The 20,306-nt window shown below is 41.2% G+C and carries 20 protein-coding genes; all 20 read left to right on the top strand.

What is annotated here, in order from left to right:
- Positions 1 to 119 precede the first annotated feature (119 nt).
- The 20 genes from atpE (at position 120) to fabZ (ending at position 20,056) form a co-directional block, all read left to right on the top strand.
- Positions 120 to 326, top strand: a complete 207-nt coding sequence (gene atpE, locus NC797_RS10985; protein ID WP_272436828.1) for a F0F1 ATP synthase subunit C — start codon at positions 120 to 122, stop codon at positions 324 to 326.
- Positions 327 to 523: 197 nt separating this feature from the next.
- The gene (gene atpF / locus NC797_RS10980) at positions 524 to 988 is read left to right on the top strand and encodes a F0F1 ATP synthase subunit B (RefSeq protein WP_272436902.1); all 465 of its coding nucleotides are present in this window, start codon (positions 524 to 526) and stop codon (positions 986 to 988) included.
- The gene (locus NC797_RS10975; RefSeq protein WP_272436827.1) at positions 985 to 1,530 is read left to right on the top strand and encodes a F0F1 ATP synthase subunit delta; all 546 of its coding nucleotides are present in this window, start codon (positions 985 to 987) and stop codon (positions 1,528 to 1,530) included. The genes atpF and NC797_RS10975 overlap by 4 nt, the downstream gene beginning before the upstream one ends.
- An 18-nt stretch (positions 1,531 to 1,548) precedes the next feature.
- Positions 1,549 to 3,057, top strand: a complete 1,509-nt coding sequence (atpA, locus tag NC797_RS10970) for a F0F1 ATP synthase subunit alpha (protein WP_272436826.1) — start codon at positions 1,549 to 1,551, stop codon at positions 3,055 to 3,057.
- A gap of 48 nt (positions 3,058 to 3,105) precedes the next feature.
- Positions 3,106 to 3,969, top strand: a complete 864-nt coding sequence (atpG, locus tag NC797_RS10965) for an ATP synthase F1 subunit gamma (RefSeq protein ID WP_272436825.1) — start codon at positions 3,106 to 3,108, stop codon at positions 3,967 to 3,969.
- Between the two features lie 41 nt (positions 3,970 to 4,010).
- On the top strand, positions 4,011 to 5,432 hold the full coding sequence (atpD, locus tag NC797_RS10960; protein WP_272436824.1) for a F0F1 ATP synthase subunit beta: 1,422 nt from the start codon (positions 4,011 to 4,013) through the stop codon (positions 5,430 to 5,432).
- Between the two features lie 68 nt (positions 5,433 to 5,500).
- Positions 5,501 to 5,902 carry a F0F1 ATP synthase subunit epsilon gene (locus tag NC797_RS10955; RefSeq protein ID WP_272436823.1) on the top strand — a complete coding sequence of 134 codons (402 nt, stop codon included), beginning with the start codon at positions 5,501 to 5,503 and terminating at the stop codon, positions 5,900 to 5,902.
- Between the two features lie 1,404 nt (positions 5,903 to 7,306).
- Positions 7,307 to 7,537 carry a DUF1146 family protein gene (locus NC797_RS10950; protein WP_272436901.1) on the top strand — a complete coding sequence of 77 codons (231 nt, stop codon included), beginning with the start codon at positions 7,307 to 7,309 and terminating at the stop codon, positions 7,535 to 7,537.
- Between the two features lie 479 nt (positions 7,538 to 8,016).
- Positions 8,017 to 8,739 (top strand): YwmB family TATA-box binding protein, encoded by a 723-nt coding sequence (locus tag NC797_RS10945; protein WP_272436822.1) that lies wholly within the window; start codon positions 8,017 to 8,019, stop codon positions 8,737 to 8,739.
- A gap of 33 nt (positions 8,740 to 8,772) precedes the next feature.
- Positions 8,773 to 10,080, top strand: a complete 1,308-nt coding sequence (gene murA / locus NC797_RS10940; RefSeq protein WP_272436821.1) for a UDP-N-acetylglucosamine 1-carboxyvinyltransferase — start codon at positions 8,773 to 8,775, stop codon at positions 10,078 to 10,080.
- Between the two features lie 518 nt (positions 10,081 to 10,598).
- Positions 10,599 to 11,591 (top strand): stage II sporulation protein D, encoded by a 993-nt coding sequence (spoIID, locus tag NC797_RS10935; RefSeq protein WP_272436900.1) that lies wholly within the window; start codon positions 10,599 to 10,601, stop codon positions 11,589 to 11,591.
- 293 nt (positions 11,592 to 11,884) lie between these two features.
- Complete coding sequence (locus NC797_RS10930) at positions 11,885 to 12,805, top strand: M23 family metallopeptidase (RefSeq protein ID WP_272436820.1); 921 nt, start codon at positions 11,885 to 11,887, stop codon at positions 12,803 to 12,805.
- A gap of 986 nt (positions 12,806 to 13,791) precedes the next feature.
- Positions 13,792 to 14,844, top strand: a complete 1,053-nt coding sequence (locus NC797_RS10925; RefSeq protein ID WP_272436819.1) for an AimR family lysis-lysogeny pheromone receptor — start codon at positions 13,792 to 13,794, stop codon at positions 14,842 to 14,844.
- Positions 14,845 to 14,940: 96 nt separating this feature from the next.
- Positions 14,941 to 15,084, top strand: coding sequence for a hypothetical protein (locus tag NC797_RS10920; protein ID WP_272436818.1), 144 nt, complete (start codon positions 14,941 to 14,943; stop codon positions 15,082 to 15,084).
- 359 nt (positions 15,085 to 15,443) lie between these two features.
- Positions 15,444 to 15,761 carry a sporulation transcriptional regulator SpoIIID gene (gene spoIIID, locus NC797_RS10915; protein WP_272436817.1) on the top strand — a complete coding sequence of 106 codons (318 nt, stop codon included), beginning with the start codon at positions 15,444 to 15,446 and terminating at the stop codon, positions 15,759 to 15,761.
- Positions 15,762 to 16,209: 448 nt separating this feature from the next.
- Positions 16,210 to 17,211 carry a rod shape-determining protein gene (mreB, locus tag NC797_RS10910; RefSeq protein ID WP_272436816.1) on the top strand — a complete coding sequence of 334 codons (1,002 nt, stop codon included), beginning with the start codon at positions 16,210 to 16,212 and terminating at the stop codon, positions 17,209 to 17,211.
- 219 nt (positions 17,212 to 17,430) lie between these two features.
- On the top strand, positions 17,431 to 18,255 hold the full coding sequence (locus NC797_RS10905) for a flagellar hook-basal body protein (RefSeq protein WP_272436815.1): 825 nt from the start codon (positions 17,431 to 17,433) through the stop codon (positions 18,253 to 18,255).
- A 13-nt stretch (positions 18,256 to 18,268) separates the two neighbouring features.
- Positions 18,269 to 19,096: a flagellar hook-basal body protein gene (locus NC797_RS10900; protein WP_272436814.1), complete on the top strand. Its 828-nt coding sequence runs from the start codon at positions 18,269 to 18,271 to the stop codon at positions 19,094 to 19,096.
- An 88-nt stretch (positions 19,097 to 19,184) separates the two neighbouring features.
- Entirely contained in the window at positions 19,185 to 19,556 is a 372-nt protein-coding gene (locus NC797_RS10895) for a DNA-directed RNA polymerase subunit beta (protein WP_272436813.1), read from the top strand.
- 80 nt (positions 19,557 to 19,636) lie between these two features.
- Complete coding sequence (fabZ, locus tag NC797_RS10890) at positions 19,637 to 20,056, top strand: 3-hydroxyacyl-ACP dehydratase FabZ (protein ID WP_272436812.1); 420 nt, start codon at positions 19,637 to 19,639, stop codon at positions 20,054 to 20,056.
- The last annotated feature ends 250 nt before the right edge of the window (positions 20,057 to 20,306 follow it).

The following is a 20,306-nucleotide window of genomic DNA, read 5'->3' as shown; positions in this document are numbered from 1 at the left end:
TCACCACAATTTTCTTAATGAAGAATAAATAAGGTCAACACCATTGCATTACATGTAACACTTAAATCAATGAAAAAATTTTATCGAAAAGATAATACATTATGAGGAGGAGTTTTATTATGGCAGCTATAGCAGCGGCAATTGCGGTAGGATTAGGAGCACTTGGTGCGGGGATTGGTAACGGTTTGATTGTAGGTCGTACAGTTGAGGGTATTGCACGTCAGCCAGAATTACGTGGTACACTTCAAACTACTATGTTTATCGGGGTTGCATTAGTAGAAGCATTACCGATTATCGCGGTCGTTGTCGCATTTATTGTAATGTAACACCAACTAGCAATGAATACGGACAACTTAACAAAATGGCGAAGTTCTAGTAAAGGTGGGGTCTTCGCCATTGCTTTGTGATACAACACGATCGTCTTAAAGCAATGCCTTGACAAAGATAGTAGAAAGGAGTGAACACTGTGGTGACAAACGCAGGATGGATCGTTATTGGTGCTGAAGGCTTACTTGTAGGTGACATGCTAGCTCAATTGGTCTTCTTCATCTTATTATTATTCCTATTAGGTAAATTCGCTTGGGGTCCACTTATGGACATGATGAAAAAGCGTGAAGACCATATTGCAAGTGAAATAGAAACTGCGGAGAAAAGTCGTAATGAAGCAGAAAAAGCGTCAAAAGAAGCCGCAGAAGAACTAAAACGTACCCGCCAAGAAGCCCACTCTATCATTGAGGAAGCAAAAAAGGTAGGACAGAAGCAGGAAAAGGATATTATCGAATCAGCTCGAAAAGAAGCAGAACGCTTAAAAGAGACTGCACAGCAGGACATTATACAAGAAAAAGAAAAAGCAATTCAGGCGCTCCAAGATCAAGTGGCATCGTTATCCGTTCAGATTGCTAGTAAAGTAATCGAAAAAGAACTAAATGCAAGCGATCAGGAGAAGTTGATCAACGAATATATTAAAGAGGTAGGCGACAAGCGATGAGTGAAACAATAATCGCGAAACGCTATGCCGATGCCCTTTTCCAAATAGGCCAAGAAAAAGCTACAATGGATCAATTGGAAAATGAACTCCGACTTATCGGAGATGTAATAAAACAAAACGAAGAAATTTTACCATTCCTTCAGCATCCTCGAATTAACAATGACAAGAAGAAACAGCTTCTGGATGAGTCGTTTCAGGGTGTTTCGACAGATGTGATCAATACGTTAAAGCTGTTAATTGACCGCCATCGTGTAGAGGTCATTCCAGCGATCACGGAACATTTTATTGAGTTGGTTAATGATGCAAAAGGAATAGCACAGGCAACCGTATTTTCCGTTCGTGAATTGAACGAAACTGAAAAAAAAGAGCTTGCAGACGTTTTCGCGAAAAAATTAAACAAAACAACGCTGAAAATATCGAATGTAGTTGATCCAACCATTCTTGGTGGCGTGAAACTTAAAATTGGTAACACGATATATGACGGAACTGTAAGCGGAAAATTAGAGCGGATCGAACGGAACTTAGTATCTGCAAACAAATGATGATAGGGGTGAAATGGCATGAGCATTAAAGCTGAAGAAATCAGTGCGCTGATCAAACAGCAAATTGAAAATTATGAGTCTGACATTGAAGTCAACGATGTTGGTACAGTTATCGAAGTTGGTGACGGTATCGCACGTGCTCATGGCCTTGATGACGTCATGGCTGGAGAACTCGTTGAATTTTCAAATGGTGTTATGGGTATGGCACAAAACCTAGAAGAAAGTAACGTAGGGATTGTCATCCTAGGACCTTATACAGAAATTCGTGAAGGCGATGAAGTACGCCGAACAGGTCGCATTATGCAGGTGCCTGTAGGGGAGGAATTGCTTGGTCGCGTAGTAAATCCACTTGGACAGGCAATTGATGGCAAAGGTACAATCGAAACAGGAAAAACCCGTCCAATTGAATCACCAGCACCAGGAGTTATGGATCGTAAATCCGTACATGAACCATTACAAACAGGAATTAAAGCAATTGACGCTTTAGTACCAATTGGCCGTGGTCAACGTGAGTTAATCATTGGGGATCGTCAAACAGGAAAAACGACGGTAGCCATTGATACCATTTTGAATCAACAAGATCAAGATATGATTTGTATTTATGTGGCAATTGGTCAAAAAGAATCTACCGTACGTGGAACAGTGGAAACATTTCGTAAGCACGGCGCCTTAGATTATACAATTGTTGTATCTGCCGGTGCTGCCGAGCCCGCGCCATTACTATTCTTAGCACCATATGCAGGAGTATCTATGGGTGAAGAGTTCATGTACAATGGTAAGCACGTACTTGTCGTTTATGATGACTTATCAAAACAAGCATCAGCATATCGTGAGCTTTCCTTGCTACTTCGTCGTCCACCAGGTCGTGAAGCATTCCCAGGGGACGTATTCTACTTACACTCTCGTTTACTTGAACGTGCAGCTAAGTTGAGTGATGCAAAGGGTGCAGGATCCCTAACAGCACTTCCTTTCGTTGAGACACAAGCTGGGGACATTGGTGCTTATATCCCAACAAACGTTATTTCGATTACAGATGGGCAAATCTTCTTGCAGTCTGATTTATTCTTCTCTGGTGTTCGACCAGCGATTAACCCAGGTTTGTCTGTATCCCGTGTAGGTGGTTCAGCACAAATCAAAGCGATGAAAAAGGTTGCGGGAACACTACGTCTTGACCTTGCTTCCTATCGTGAGTTAGAAGCCTTCGCACAATTCGGCTCTGACTTGGATAAAGCGACCCAAGCAAAGCTAAATCGTGGTGCTCGTACGGTAGAAGTATTGAAGCAAGGCTTGCATAAACCACTCGTTGTTGAAAAACAAGTGATGATTATTTATGCATTAACGAAAGGCTATTTAGACGATATTCCGGTTGGAGATATTACCCGTTTTGAATCTGAATTCCATCAATGGCTTGAAGGAAATAGAGCAGAATTACTTCAATCTATTCGTCAAACAGGAAACCTTCCTGAGGCGGCAGATATGAACAGCGCAGTTGAGGAATTTAAAAAATCGTTTATCGTTTCTGAGTAATAAACAAGCTTCAAGCGCAAACCTTTGAAGAAAGGACGGTGAAACGACGTGGCATCTTTACGAGATATTAGTAACAGAATAACCTCAACAAAAAAGACGATGAAAATCACTAAAGCAATGGAAATGGTATCTGCATCAAAGTTAAATAAGGCAGAACAAAATGCGAAATCCTTTGTTCCATATAGTGATAAAATTCAAGAGGTTGTTGCAAATATTGCAAACGGCGGAGAAAAGATAGATCATCCTATGTTAAAAGCACGCGATGTGAAAAAGGTTGGATATTTTGTAGTAACATCTGATCGTGGACTTGCTGGACCATATAACAGTAATGTACTGAGAGAGGTTTATCAAACCATCCAGAAACGGCATCAATCAAAAGATGAATATACAATTATCGCAGTTGGTCGTATCGGACGTGACTTTTTTAAAAAGCGTGATATAACGATAGCAAAAGAAATTATCGGACTTGCAGACCAACCAGATTTTGCTGACATCAAAGAGCTAGCTTCAGAAACAGTTCAAATGTACGTGGATGAAGAAATAGATGAATTAAACATCTTTTACAACCACTATGTGAGTGCTATTTCTCAGCAAGTAGAAAGCAAAAAGGTTTTACCACTAACAAACATCGGTTCAAGTGGAAAGTCAACGACGAGTTCATATGAATATGAACCAGGTCAAGAAGAAATTTTGGAAGTATTACTACCACAATATGCAGAAAGCTTATTATATGGTGCCCTATTAGATGGAAAAGCCAGTGAACACGCGGCACGAATGACAGCAATGAGAAGCGCTTCAGATAATGCTGAAGATATCATTGACGATCTTAGTTTATCCTATAACCGCGCACGTCAGGCATCCATTACGCAAGAAATCACCGAAATTGTTGGTGGAGTAGCTGCGCTAGAATAACTACTAGTATCGTTTTTTAAAGTAAGATAGGAGGGAAATCGATGAGCAAAGGACGCGTTACACAAGTTATGGGACCTGTCGTAGACGTGAAATTCGAAAGCGGCCAGCTTCCTGAAATCTATAACGCATTACAAGTCCAGTATGACACGTTAGAAAATACGGACGCGAAGTCAAGCAATGAACTAACGTTAGAAGTTGCGTTGCATCTAGGAGATGATAGTGTTCGTACCATTGCGATGTCGTCAACGGATGGCTTAAAGCGTGGTACAGCCGTCATTGATACGGGTGCGCCTGTATCCGTGCCAGTTGGAGATGTCACACTTGGGCGTGTGTTTAACGTACTTGGAGATAACATTGACTTAGATGAACCAATTAAAGGCGATGTGCGTCGTGATCCAATTCACCGCCAGTCACCAGATTTTGAAAACCTTGCAACCGAAACACAGATTCTAGAAACTGGAATTAAAGTCGTCGATCTTTTAGCACCATATATTAAGGGTGGTAAGATCGGACTATTTGGTGGTGCGGGTGTAGGAAAAACCGTACTAATCCAAGAACTTATTAACAATATCGCACAAGAACACGGTGGTATTTCTGTGTTCGCAGGAGTAGGGGAGCGTACTCGTGAAGGGAACGACCTTTATTATGAAATGAAAGATTCCGGCGTTATTTCCAAAACAGCAATGGTATTCGGTCAAATGAACGAACCACCAGGTGCACGTATGCGTGTAGCATTAACAGGACTAACGATGGCGGAATATTTCCGTGATGATCAAGGACAAGATGTATTGCTCTTTATCGATAACATCTTCCGTTTCACCCAAGCAGGTTCAGAGGTATCTGCATTGCTTGGACGTATGCCATCTGCCGTTGGTTATCAACCAACACTTGCAACGGAAATGGGTCAGCTTCAAGAGCGTATTACATCAACAGACAAAGGTTCCGTAACATCGATTCAAGCGATTTACGTCCCTGCCGATGACTATACCGACCCTGCACCAGCAACGGTATTTGCGCACTTAGATGCAACAACGAACCTTGAGCGTAAATTATCTGAACAAGGTATTTACCCTGCAGTGGACCCACTTGCATCTACTTCTCGCGCACTTGACCCAGAAGTTGTTGGCGAAGAGCATTATGCAGTGGCACGTGAAGTTCAACGTACACTACAGCGCTACAAAGAGCTGCAAGACATTATTGCAATCCTAGGTATGGATGAATTGTCAGATGAAGATAAACAAACAGTAGCACGTGCACGCCGTATCCAATTCTTCCTATCTCAAAACTTCCACGTAGCCGAGCAGTTTACTGGACAAAAAGGTTCCTACGTTCCTGTTCAGGAAACAGTAAAAGGCTTCAAAGAAATTTTAGATGGTAAATATGACGATCTTCCAGAGGATGCATTCCGCCTTGTCGGTCGTATTGAAGAAGTTGTCGAGAAAGCAAAAGCACTAGAAGCATAAAAAATTGCAATAACCAAGCGGTGTTTTATGAAGAACACCGCTTCATTCCAGCCCAAGGAGGGGTTGCATTGAAAACACTAACTGTAAGTGTTGTTACTCCTGATGGCCCTGTATTGGAAGATCGTTTTGAAATGGTTAGTTGTAAGGCGGAATATGGAGAACTCGGGATTTTGCCTGGTCACATCCCCCTCGTTGCACCATTATCGATCAGTGCTGTGCGTTTAAAAGGTAACAACACAACAGAAAATCTCGCAGTAAATGGTGGATTTCTTGAAGTTCGCCCAGATAAGGTAACCATCCTAGCACAATCAGCAGAAAAACCTACAGACATTGATGTGGAACGAGCAAAAAAAGCAAAGCAACGAGCAGAAAGCCGTCTACAAGCTAATCAAGATGATCTTGATTTCAAAAGGGCAGAATATGCACTAAAGCGTGCCATGAATCGCTTAGACGTAACAGGACAAAGATAAACAACATACTAATTTTTCAAAGGGTGCCCCCACGTCACGATCGGGAGCATCCTTTTTGGTTTGGGCTTAGCGGACAGAGAGGCAGCTATTTGGCCAAAAACCGTGGTTTTGGTGTATTTCGCGGACTGAGAGGCCCTTAATTGCCAAAAAGCCAGCCGATTTAAGCCCATTTAGAGCAAATAACGGCCTCTGAGTCCGCAAAACCCCGTAAACCATGCGTTTTACTCAAAATAAGGGCCTCTGAGTCCGCATAGAATTTTTAGCGGACTGAGAGGCCGCTATTTGGCCAAAAACGGGGGTTTTGGTAGGTTTCGCGGACTGAGAGGCCGTTACTTGCCGAAAAGCCAGCCGATTTAAGCCCATTCCGATCAAATAACGGCCTGTGAGTCCGCAAAACCCCGTAAACCATACGTTTTACTCAAAATAAGGGCCTCTGAGTCCGCATAGAATTTTTAGCGGACTGAGAGGCAGCTATTTGGCCAAAAACGGGGGTTTTGGTAGGTTTCGCGGACTGAGAGGCCGTTAATTGCCGAAAAGCCAGCCGATTTAAGCCCATTCCGATCAAATAACGGCCTGTGAGTCCGCAAAACCCCGTAAACTACGCGTTTTACTCAAAATAGGGGCCTCTGAGTCCGCATAGAATTTTTAGCGGACTGAGAGGCCGCTATTTGGCCAAAAACGGGGGTTTTGGTAGGTTTCGCGGACTGAGAGGCCGTTAATTGCCGAAAAGCCAGCCGAGTTAAGCCCATTCCGATCAAATAACGGCCTGTGAGTCCGCAAAACCCCGTAAACTACGCGTTTTACTCAAAATAGGGGCCTCTGAGTCCGCATAGAATTTTTAGCGGACTGAGAGGCCGCAATTTGGCCAAAAACCGTGGTTTTGGTGTATTTCGCGGACTGAGAGGCCCTTAATTGCCGAAAAGCCAGCCGAAAATAGCCCATTTAGAGCAAATAACGGCCTGTGAGTCCGCAAAACCCCTTAAACCATGCGTTTTACTCAAAATAACGGCCTCTGAGTCCGCTATTTGGCCAAAAACGGGGGTTTTGGTAGGTTTCGCGGACTGAGAGGCTACTATTCGGCCAAAATACTTTTCGCAAAAAATGGGATAACAATAGATCTTTGTTTAGGAATTACTGTCGATATTACCCGGGAAATAATGATGATTGTTGGTGAGAGGTGTCGGATATTTCCCCATCAGGAAATAATATGTTTGCCAGATGATTAGGATATCGTCTAGAACACCACACATCCTTAAATTCTTATTCACCCATGATGGCATTTCGTTGACATTTCCTATTGTCCATGTCATCTTGTATAGGGAAGTCAGAATCAATCGTATTTTACACATATGAACGGGATAGGATGAACAAAAACGAGTTCAAGGAAAGGATATGGTCACAATGATGGAAACGATTGGTCAACAAGCACTTACTGGCATTATATCGCACTTATTTTTTATTGGTGTTACTTGGCGAGTTCTCCAAGCGGTCAACATGGATCCATTGTTTAAAAAAGGCCGTGTTTTTGAGGCAAGAGTTTTAATCGTATTTCTAACAATCACAATCGGTACAACTGTAAGCAATTTTTTCTTAGATTACTTGCAATGGTCAGGCCAACTCATGTTTTTATTTTAAATTTAAAGAGGATGTTCAAAAATTCGCCAAATGATAAGCGGCGCATCTCTTCGTTGGCTTGTTTTTCCGTTTCTCACGTATTAAAAGCATATCCTCAGAAAAAGAAGAACATTTTTTCTTCGTGCGAGGTAATGCTTTCGAAGCAACAACCTTTCGCTGCGATACTCAAAACTGCGCCGCCTCGACCTGCTTGCGACGCACAGGACGTGCTAGTGTCGACGTTGCCACAGGACGTGGCGACATTAGTCGACCTTCTGATTTGTCGACTTTTTGAACACGCATTTAAAAAGATCAATCCTTAACATCAAATGAGGGTTGATCTTTTTTGTGTAATATTTCACCCCTACCACAGTGGTCAATAATGAAGTATTTGTTATTCCAGTAAACAGCACTGTCGGACATTGACGAATGAATATCTGTATGTTTTTCAATCTCTCTGACAATAATGATGAGAAAAAGGATAAAGAGGAGAGAAAACCATGAAGAAAAGCTATACATTCATTGCAATAATTGTCCTGTTACTTTCTATTATTTATGTCAATACGACGAATGCGACAACATCATCATTTAGAGAGATTAAAGAAATGGATAAAGCCCTCCAACGTGAAAATTTAGAGGTCAGCAAGTGGCAGATTATCGTAAAGGAGTCTGTTACTCGCGATAGGATGAATCAATTAAAACCAAAGGTCAAAGAATTTTTTTCTGTTTCCACTTTTGAAACAGAGGAAACATCTGAGGTAGAAAAGTTATCGGCACCCATCCCCCAAAAAAATAAACAAGTTACCGAACAGTTTACCATACTCGAACCAAAGGCATCCGATGAATATGTCGAGGTGATCTACACAATGACTGGAACTGTGTTGAATGAGGACACCATCATGAACAATTCTAGCAAACTAGCAAAACTTTCTAACACATTATTTACTAGTAAAATGCTAAAATTCTCTTGTGTGACTAGTACAACTAGTGATAAGATTAATAGTGTTAATTTTTTTGAAAAAATAGAAGATACATTACAAGTTCAGCCACTAAATCAGTTGGATGAAAATGGCTTTCATGTTCAATCTGGCTATACACAAAAGTGGGAATCCAGCATACCATATGAAAATAATCAAATGAATGTGCAAGTTGCGATTCGCGAAGGATTGGGCGGTAAAACAACCATTACAATAGGAACACCTATCATAACTTCTGAATATTAATATAGTGAAAATGGACGCGAAGGAGAATGAACCTTGGAAAAAATCATCGTCCGTGGTGGGAGGCAGTTAAATGGCACAGTGAAAGTGGAAGGTGCCAAGAATGCCGTACTGCCTGTCATCGCAGCAAGTATAATTGCAAGCGAAGGAAGAAGTGTGCTTCATGAAGTTCCCGCCCTTGCTGATGTAGAAACAATGAGAGAAGTATTGCGTCATATGAATGCAGACGTAAACATTGAAAATAATACCGTAACCGTAGATGCAACAAATACTTTATTAACAGAAGCTCCATTTGAATACGTAAGAAAAATGCGTGCTTCCGTACTCGTACTTGGACCACTGTTAGCTAGATATGGGCATGCAAAAGTTGCATTACCAGGTGGATGTGCAATTGGCTCACGTCCGATTGATCTCCATTTAAAAGGCTTTGAAGCAATGGGCGCAAATGTGCATGTTGGAAATGGTTTTGTAGAAGTTTATACGAATGGCCGATTGCAAGGAGCAAAGATTTATTTAGATGTTCCAAGTGTCGGTGCAACGGAAAACATTATGATGGCTGCTGCAATGGCTGAAGGCAAAACAATTATTGAAAACTGTGCAAAAGAGCCCGAGATTGTGGATCTGGCAAACTACTTGAACAAAATGGGGGCAAAAATTGTAGGTGCTGGAACGGAAACAATAAAAATTGAAGGTGTCAATCGCCTGCGCGGTGTAGAACACACGATCATACCTGACAGAGTAGAAGCAGGAACGTTCATGGTTGCTGCGGCGATTACAGGTGGAAATGTATATGTTCAAGGTGCAGTTACAGAGCACTTACGTTCACTCATTTCAAAGATGGAAGAAATGGGTGTAAAATTTCAAGAAGAAGAAGATGGGCTCAGAGTATTGGGGCCAAAGCGATTGAAGGCAACGGATATCAAAACATTGCCACACCCAGGATTTCCAACAGATATGCAGTCACAGATCATGTCATTAATGCTAAACGCACATGGCACTAGTGTCATTACTGAAACAGTGTTTGAGAATCGGTTTATGCACGTAGAAGAATTTCGTCGAATGAATGCAAAACTGAAAATCGAAGGACGCAGTGTTATTGTGGAAGGACCATGTGAATTGCAAGGAGCTGAAGTTGCTGCAACCGATCTTCGTGCAGGTGCTGCCTTAATTTTAGCTGGGCTTACTGCAGAAGGCTACACAAGAGTAACAGAATTAAAACATTTAGATCGTGGCTATGTAAACCTAGCAGAAAAATTAGCGAAGTTAGGTGCCGACATTGAACGAATAAAAGAAGACGAAAGCATAACAACCGAAAATGAGCACCAAGCATTCAATGCATCATAATGCAAACTGAAATGCACACCAAGCATCTAACGCATCATAATGCAATCTGAAACTGCACCTGTTTATTATCATATGCCCTCTAACGAACTGCATAAAGGAACCGCATAAAGCTGCCCTCCCAATCCTGGGAGGGCAGCTTTTCCTTTTGGTAGCAATTCTTGACGGATCCTTCACTACATTTGCAAAAAATGGACAGCCTCTATCAGACAATTCTTCAATTTCTAGTTCTATTATTTTTATGTTTTGTATAGATTTATATAGTAGAGGACGTTCAAAAAGTCACCAAATGATAAGCTACGCATCTCTTCGTTGGCTCGTTCTTCCGGTCCTCATGTAGGGAAAGCCTACACTGCGGTCCTCAGAAGCATCGCCGCCTCGACCTGCTTGCTTCTAATTTGCCGACTTTTTGAACACGCACTAGTAGAAAGCTAGAAAGGGGGCCAGTAATGAAGAAGAAGTGGAAAAAGCAAACTTCATTCAAAACTTCATTCAATTGGAAGCATTCAAGCATCCTACTAATGATTAGTTTATTTACAGTAATCTTGGTAGTACCAACATTAATCGTTGTGCCATTCATCCAGTCAAATGGCGAGCTAAAGGCCTCGGTAAACGAAGGAGGGGAAGAGCCCGTTGTTCTAGATGCTAGTAGTTCTCCTTTTTCAGTTAGCGTATTCCGGACACAAACGAGTGAGGTGGAGAAAGTACCCCTTGAACTGTATGTAACGAGGGTAGTGGCTTCAGAAATGCCCGCTGACTTCGAATTAGAGGCATTGAAAGCACAAGCCTTAGCCGCCAGAACCTATATCGTCAAATTTCTTCAACAAGGTACAGAAGATACCGTTCCAGAAGGCGCAGATGTTACAGATACAGTACAATACCAAGTTTACAAAAATGAAACGGATCTAAGAAAGGCATGGGGAGAAGATTACAGCTGGAAAATGAACAAAATTAAAAAGGCGGTTGTTCAAACGGCTGGTAAAATTATAACCTATGATGGTCAACCAATTACACCAGCATTTTTCTCTACAAGTAATGGGTATACGGAGAACTCTGAGAACTATTGGTCGAATAAGCTCCCATATTTAAGAAGTGTAGCAAGTCCATGGGATAAGCAATCACCTAAATTTGAAGATCAAAAAACGCTTCCTATTTCCAAGGTGGAAGAACTGCTTGGAGTTTCCATCGATCCAGCTGCAGAAGCAGTTGCAGAAATAAAAAGAACCGAAAGCAAACGAGTGGATCAAATTACGATTGGTGGGAAAACATTTAGCGGCAGAGACGTTAGGGAGAAACTAGATCTACGTTCCAGTGATTTCACGATTAAACAGAAGAACAACCATCTTATTTTCACGACCCAAGGATTTGGCCATGGTGTCGGCATGAGTCAATATGGTGCAAACGGTATGGCAAAGGAAGGAAAAAACTACAAAGATATTGTGAAATATTATTATAATGGAATAAAGATAGATGAGGTGACAACAGCAGCACCTAAATTAGCTGCTGCAAACTAAGATACGCACACATCTACAGCACAAACTGTCTAACAACCTCATCCAACATATATTAGAACTGGAATGCAATTGGCTCATGACGCTTCTTTTAAGCTTATCAGAAGCGTCATGAGCCAATCATTTGTATGTAGCGATCATACTCTTAAAAGCAGCTGAAACAGGATTAGTCATCATTTTTTTCCCTATTTCATACATAACTTTTGCGATTTGTCGAATAATAAATAGAAAAAATTTAATTTTGATGTATAGTTTTTCCTCTTTCTGATCAGAATGGTTCTTGAGGTGATGATGAAATGAGAGAGGAAAATAAGAACGTTTCAAAAAATGGTTGGAAACGTATCTTTGGTAAGAAGTGGTTTTTTCCGGCAGTTTATTTGACATTGGCGGCATTACTGCTGACGGGTGTTTTGTGGTATCAAAACTTAGGCAATCAGGTTCCTGAGGCAAGTGAAGATTCTCAAACGGAATTGGGTAGTGACTCGATCACAAGAAGTCCGATTGAGGGTAAAGAGTCAAAACCAGTTTTAGAACAACAAGAGGTTGTGAAAATGCCAGTTGCGGCAGATGCACAAACCAAAATTGTAACAAAGTTCTATGACCGTGGTGGCGACGCGAAGGATCAGGAACAAGCACTTGTTTTATACAACAATAAATACTACCAAAGCACTGGGATTGATATTGCATCTGAGGATGGAAAAGGATTTGATGTTACTGCATCCCTTAGTGGAACAGTTTCAGAAGTAAAAGAAGATCCATTACTCGGAAACATTATTAAAATCTCCCATAACAATGACGTGTCAACCTACTATGCAAGCTTAGGTGATGTTTTAGTTGAAGAAGGTGCTAAAGTGGAACAAGGTGACGTGATCGGTACTGCTGGTCAAAACCTTTATGGCCAAGCAAGCGATGTCCACGTTCACTTTGAAATTCGCAAAGGGGATACAGCCGTAAACCCAGAAGATTATTTCAATCAGTCAGTAAGTGCGCTGGATGCGGTAAAAGATGAGAATGCAGAATCAACAAGCAGTCAAGATGATGGCAGTGATTCGGATGAAAATGTAGAAGAAGGCCCATCAGGAGACTTGCCTTCACCAGGTCAATCAGACGAAACAGATGATACAGATGACACAGGTTCTAGTGATGACTCTGGTTCAAATGGCGGAAATAGCACGGACGATCGTACAGAATCGTCAGCTGCCATGGCAAATGCATAAATAGCCCACACCAGAGTACAGCGAAAAATAGCCCTTAGGAGCAATCCTAAGAGCTATTTTTTTGTGATAAAGCCGATCAAGGCCACTTCTCGTAAGAAAGCGCCCCAAAACGTCCATGATAAAGCCGATCAAGGCCACTTCTCGTAAGAAAGCGCCCCAAAACGTCCATGATAAAGCCAATCAAGGCCACTTCTCGTAAGAAAGCGCCCCAAAACGTCCATGATAAAGCCAATCAAGGCCACTTCTCGTAAGAAAGCGCCCCAAAACGTCCATGATAAAGCCGATCAAGGCCACTTCTCGTAAGAAAGCGCCCCAAACCGTCCATGATAAAGCCGATCAAGGCCACTTCTCGTAAGAAAGCGCCCCAAACCGTCCATGATAAAGCCAATCAAGGCCACTTCTCGTAAGAAAGCGCCCCAAACCGTCCATGATAAAGCCAATCAAGGCCACTTCTCGTAAGAAAGCGCCCCAAAACGTCCATGATAAAGCCAATCAAGGCCACTTCTGACACAAAAGCGCCCCAAACCGTCCATGATAAAGCCGATCAAGGCCACTTCTCGTAAGAAAGCGCCCCAAAACGTCCATGATAGAGCCAATCAAGGCCACTTCTGACACAAAAGCGCCCCAAAACGTCCATGATAAAGCCAATCAAGGCCACTTCTCGTAAGAAAGCGCCCCAAAACGTCCATGATAAAGCCAATCAAGGCCACTTCTGACACAAAAGCGCCCCAAACCGTCCATGATAAAGCCAATCAAGGCCACTTCTGACACAAAAGCGCCCCGAACCGTCCGTGATAAAGCCGATAAAAGCCCTTCCCATGTTTATAAAGATGATCCAGAGCATTATTGTCGAAAAATTTCGGTAATTGTCGAACGATTGTATGTTGAAAGTTGTTGATTTTTTGTTATTTTATGTCATAATTAAGTAAAATTGACGTTGGATGACGGAATATGTAAAAACAATTCGACAAAAGGGGGTGAAATAAATGGCGAAGAACAACGTAGCATATGATCCATATGACATTGCGTACCAAGACATACTCACTGATTTCATAGACTCAAGAGAAATAACATTAAATCAGTTTATCAAACAAATGAGCCTTCACTACCGTGATGAATTGGTAATGCAGCTGACTAGAAAATTCACATTAGAATCAGAATCGTCAATGGTACAAAAAGAAGGTATGGAATTTTTATACATGAATGGGTATGACGACGATCTCAGAATCCTAATACAAAAGAATTTCCATTCAATGAACATGGCTAACAATAGATGGGCATATGTGTACGAACTGCTACTGGAAAGGAAAAGGCGATTGAGAAGTCCAAGACAGCTCATCCACCTTGTTGAGAAAGTAGAGACGGAATCTCCTGAGCTGAAATGTTTAGTAGGATTTTTAAGAATTTATTGTTACTATGATATGTTTGAGTTCGATATGCTTGGGAATTATTTGGAGGAGCTTAATGAATCCGTTTCAGAGGTAGATAACCCATTTATGTCAGCCCTCCTTTATGTGCGTTTACAACAAGTACTGTTCATCTATTATTGGAAAAGAAATGAGATCATCATTGCTAGAAAGCATGCATTTCGGATTTTAAGCCGAACGTACAACCTTGATTTTCAATTAAATACACATATTAATCTAGCATTAACCTATACATTTGATAGTTATACACAAGCAATGAACCATTTAAACGAGGCAGTTAAAATTGCAAAACAATGTAATCAAAAACGATTATTATCGATGATTTATCAACAGAATCTTCCATTCATATCTGCGCATTTTGGTATGGTAGATGGAATAGCCTCAGACGATCCGAGCGAACAAGCCCATATTGAAATTGCAAAACAAAACTTCGTAGGTGCAAGTAAAATACTAGATAACGTTTCGATTAATTCGCCATTCCGTAAATATTACCTCGGACTAGCACACCAAGACAAAGACATTCTGTTAGAAGCACACAAAGATTTCATAGAAAAAAGAAGTGATTACTTTTTTTCAAAATTACCATTAAATGCGATTCAACAATTTTGCTAGTTGGGATCCAAATGATCACTAATTCGTTTGCAAAGGGTTGCACATTTTGCGTGTATCTCTTGTCAATAAAAAAATGATTGAAGGAGGTAAGCAAGCATGAAGAAAAAATTGCTGTTACTTATAGGTACAGTCGCACTTACCATTTCTTTTGTTTTTACATCCCCAGAAAATCACACACAGCTAGCGGCAGAAGAAACACCTAGTAGTCAGGTTGATCCTGGCTATGGAGATATTGGTTAAAGAGGTTGAACACACACTTAAACACATAGAATAAAGCCAATAACACCCCGTTCGGTCCGTTTGCCACTTCCCCCGGCAAAAGGATCTTTTTTTTGGATAATTTTCTTTCTACACCCCTTGTCCCATCAACATTTTAGATATTTTTATTCATATTCACCATGCCCAGGTAATAAAATGTTATAAACCGAGCATTCAAGTAAGGTCTGAGGTGAGAAAGTGTGTGGGGCTAAGACTACCAAGAAGCGTACTAACAGATGCTGCCCTTTCATTCCCTGCTTACATAAATATGCAAACACCACAGCGTTCATCACCTTGTCTCATTTCGTACCTTGGATAACCAACTCAGGGAGGCGAGTGATGTGCACGATTACATCAAAGAGAGAACAATCAGGATCGGGAAGCATATCGTGGAGACGAGGAAAACTGTCCGGGTCATCGCGAAAGAATTTGGTGTTTCAAAAAGTACGGTCCACAAAGATTTAACCGAACGACTGCCAGAAATTAACCCCGAACTTGCGAATGAAGTGAAGGAAATTTTAGACCATCACAAAGCAATACGTCATTTACGGGGCGGCGAAGCAACGAAATTGAAATACAAGCTTAATTCAAAAGGGGAAGTAGAAATAGCCATAGACTTAGATTCCGACATTGAATCCCCAATCAAACCAGTAAGTTAACCCTCATCGATTCTCCAAATGCCTATCTTAGAAAACGTGGCTTATCGCCCTGTCGTAATGTTGGCGGTAGCCTTCGTTTTTCTACAAGATTCTCCTACTTTAAAAGGAATAAATTCGACAAATCAGTCGTAAACCAGCGAATCCTGGTTAACGTCTCATACGTCCGGTGTCAAAGCCAGATCATGCATCAAAGAAAGACTAATTTGCCCTTATTTTTGGTGATTTTTCAAACCGTCTCAAATATGGAAACAATTTTTCAAATAATTACTAACTAATGTCGAATTTTTGTGATAAAATATGTTATTAGTAGTATTATGTTATTGGACGGATGCACCGCTAGTGTTTTAGTTAAGGCGAAAACGCCGTCAACCAAATACAGCAATTTTGTCAAAACGTATGTAGAGCTGTTAGGAGCTGTTAGTTTGAATAGGCAGGGAGGATCAAGTTCATGTTTTCTAGAGATATCGGAATCGACCTTGGAACGGCCAATGTATTAATTCATGTAAAAGGAAAAGGAATCGTATTGAATGAACCGTCTGTGGTTGCCATGGATCGCAATACGGGAAGAGTACTCGAAGTAGGGAATGAAGCACGACGCATGGTAGGACGTACACCAGGAAACATCGAAGCTATCCGCCCATTGAAAGACGGGGTAATAGCGGATTTTGATGTAACAGAAGCAATGCTTAAATATTTTATAAATAAAATTAATGTGCGTGGATTTTTGTCGAAACCACGTATGCTTATTTGCTGTCCGACGAACATCACAAAAGTCGAGCAGAAAGCAATTAAAGAGGCAGCAGAAAAGTCGGGCGGAAAGCGCATATATCTTGAAGAAGAACCAAAAGTTGCCGCGATCGGAGCGGGTATGGATATTTTTCAGCCAAGCGGAAACATGGTAGTTGATATTGGCGGCGGAACAACGGATGTTGCCGTTTTGTCAATGGGAGACATCGTCACAGCACAATCGATTAAAATGGCTGGTGACAAATTTGATGCGGAAATTTTGAATTATATTAAAAGAAAGTACAAGCTATTAATCGGGGAGCGAACCGCAGAGGATATTAAAGTAAACATAGCAACCGTATTTCCTGGAGCGAGAGATGAATCCATCGACATTCGCGGTAGAGATATGGTAACAGGCTTGCCTCGTACGATCACAGTAAAGTCTGATGAAATAGAAGAAGCGCTACGTGAATCTGTCTACCTTATTACCCAGGCAGCAAAAACAGTACTGGAACACACGCCTCCAGAGCTCTCAGCAGACATCATTGACCGTGGTGTAATCCTGACAGGTGGCGGTGCGCTCTTGCACGGTTTAGATCAGTTGCTTTCAGATGAATTAAAAGTTCCTGTGATTTTGGCAGATGAACCAATGAATTGTGTCGCAAAAGGAACAGGGATTATGCTTGAGAATATTGATAAAATAGAAAAAAGAAAAATTGTATAAGAGGATGTTCAAAAAGTCACCAAATGATAAGCGGCGCATCTGCTTGTCCACGATGGGCTGATCCGACGTTTGACACAGGACGTGCCGATATTAGTCGGCCTTCTAAAATGTCGACTGTTTGAACACACACTATAAGCGTCTTTTTTTATCCAAAGTGCGAAATTTGTTGTAAAATGCGAATCTAACATGATTGGTGTTATGAGAAAGGGGGGAGAACGTTTGCTTAGAGGTTATTATACGGCAGCATCTGGAATGATCGCGCAACAACGCAGGCAAGAAGTGTTATCCAACAATATTGCAAATGCAACAACGCCAGGGTATAAACAGGATCAAGGCATTTTGCGCGCTTTTCCTGAATTGCTAATCCAGAAAATAGGAACAGAAACCGCACCAACAGCAAGACAACTCAAGCTCCCAATTCAAACACCGATTGGCTCATTAAATACAGGTGTTTACATGCAAGAAGCAGTCCCAGATTTTCAACAGGGCAGCTTGAAAGATACTGGGATAGGAACGGATATGGCTCTAGTCAATGGTACGATGCCAGATCCTTCTGGTAGTGTTTTTTATACAGTGCAGAATGAAACGGGTGACATACGCTACACACGGAACGGGAATTTTACTGTTGATGGACAAGGTTATCTTGTGACCAATCAAGGCTATTATGTGTTGGATCAAGCAGGCGCGCGCATTTCAACGGACGGTCTTGAATTCGATGTAACAGATGAGGGGACCGTTCAAACTGCTAATCAAGCAATGCCACTTGGGATTAGCTACAGCCCGAATGCAAACGATCTAGTAAAAGAGGGAAACGGCTTGTACCAACTAGCAAATGACGGCGAAGCGATGCAAAATGCGAGGAACAATCCCAATATTTCTTTTCAGGTAAAACAAGGATTTCTTGAACAATCAAACGTAGATCCCGCAAAAACGATGACCGATATGATGGAAGCATACCGTTCCTTTGAAGCAAGTCAGCGTGTATTAAAAGCATATGACCAAAGCATGGAAAAAACAGTAAACCAAATAGCGAGACTACGCTAAGGAGGGTTTGTGTATGGGGCAAATGACAATACAAGCAGCTGTAACAATGGGACAGCTTCAAAAAAAAATGGATGTAATCGCAAATAATATGGCGAACGTAGATACAGCTGGCTATAAAAATCGCCAAGCAGATTTCGCTTCCTTATTATTTCAACAAATCGATAACCTATCAGACCCTCAGAATGCGGAAGGTCGTCTCACCCCAGATGGTATACGGATTGGGTCAGGTGCTGCTTTAGCTCAAACAAACATGAATTTAAGTCAAGGTGCAATCAAGGATACAGGTCGTAATCTAGATGTAGCCCTTTTAGATAAAAATAACTTTTTTGCAATAAACGTCACGGAAAATGGCAATACCGAGACACGCTACACCCGAGATGGTGCATTTTATTTAAATCCTCTTAATGATGGACAAGTCATGCTTACAACGAAAAATGGTAATCCAGTTGTAGGAATAAATGGGCCACTTGTTTTTGCGGATGGATTTGAGGCAATCAATATTACGGAAAATGGCCAGATTGCAATAACAAGAAATGGCGATCAGCAAATAGAAGGACAGCTTGCAGTTGCAGAAGCAGTTCGTCCACGTTTACTCGAAGCAACAGGTGAAAATATGTTTAAACTTCCCAATTTAGTCGGTCTTAATTACAATGCGGACGAAATAGTGGAGACAACCGATTTGGAAAACATACGTGTAAAGAGTGGTGCGCTTGAATCGTCCAACGTAGACACTGCTAAGCAAATGACAGACTTATTAGAAACACAGCGAGCTTATCAAATGAATGGAAGATCCATCTCGATGGCAGACCAAATGATGGGACTTGTTAACCAATTAAGGTAAGATGTAGGGTGGCATGAAACGAATTCACTCAACCTATAATAACACTGAACCTGTAGATGAGAATTTTTTAGTAAGGAGTCATCATACTATGGCAACACAATCAGAGCAAACAGTAGGAACGGAAAAAAAACAATCAGCCAAGCGCAGTGAACAAAAAAAGCGACAAAAACAGGAACGATCCGAACAAAAAAAGCGTCAACAAGCTGAGAAGAACCCAGAAAAGGCAAAGCGTAAGGAACAACGGATAAAACAAAAAGAAGAAAAAAAACAAAATAAAAAGCCAAAGCGGCGTATTTTTCCAATTTGGTTAAGAATCATTGTCGTTCTCCTTTTATGTGGACTCGCGCTCATAGCTGGTTTGATGTTAGGCTTTGGTGTTATTGGTGATGGAAATCCTACTGATATTCTAGATCGCAGCATATGGGAACACATCCTAAATCTCATTAATAAAGGCGTCTGACTGGAAAACAAATGAAGTCTGCACATTCTGTAGGGAATTTAATTTTACTCAAAAAAACAGAAAGAGGAGTGAAACATCCAATGGACATTCAACAAATCAAAGGAACTATTCCACATCGTTATCCGTTTTTGCTAATTGATGAAATAATCGAAATAGAAGAAGGTAAGCGTGTCGTCGCCAAAAAGAATGTAACGATAAATGAGCCATTTTTCCAAGGGCATTTTCCTGATTATCCAGTCATGCCAGGTGTCTTGATTGTGGAAGCATTAGCACAAACAGGAGCAGTAGCTGTGTTACATAAGGAAGAAAATAAAGGGAAAATTGGTTTTCTTGCTGGAATTGATAAATGTCGATTTAAGCGCCAGGTGAAGCCAGGAGATCAACTTAAACTAGAGGTTGAAATCATTCGGTTAAAAGGACCAATCGGCAAAGGAAAAGCAATCGCAACCGTGGATGGAGAACTTGCAGCTGAAGCGGAAATCACCTTCGCGATCAAATAAGTGCCTCGGTCTCTTTTTCGGAGCAACATCTTACATCACAAGTATCGATTCAATTCGGAACGAAGTCTTACATCACAAGTATCGATTCAATTCGGATCGAAATCTTACATCAAATGTATAGATTCCATCCGAAAACGAAATCGACATCACACGTATAGTTTCACTTTTATGAAGCAATCTAAGGAAAACCGTTTACAAATGCGGTTCTTTTGATTGTTTTTTTTGTGTACTGGGTCATGCTACGATAAAA

Source organism: Terrihalobacillus insolitus (assembly GCF_028416575.1).
Lineage (GTDB): Bacteria > Bacillota > Bacilli > Bacillales > Amphibacillaceae > Terrihalobacillus > Terrihalobacillus insolitus.
This window is presented reverse-complemented; position numbering and strand designations above follow the sequence as displayed.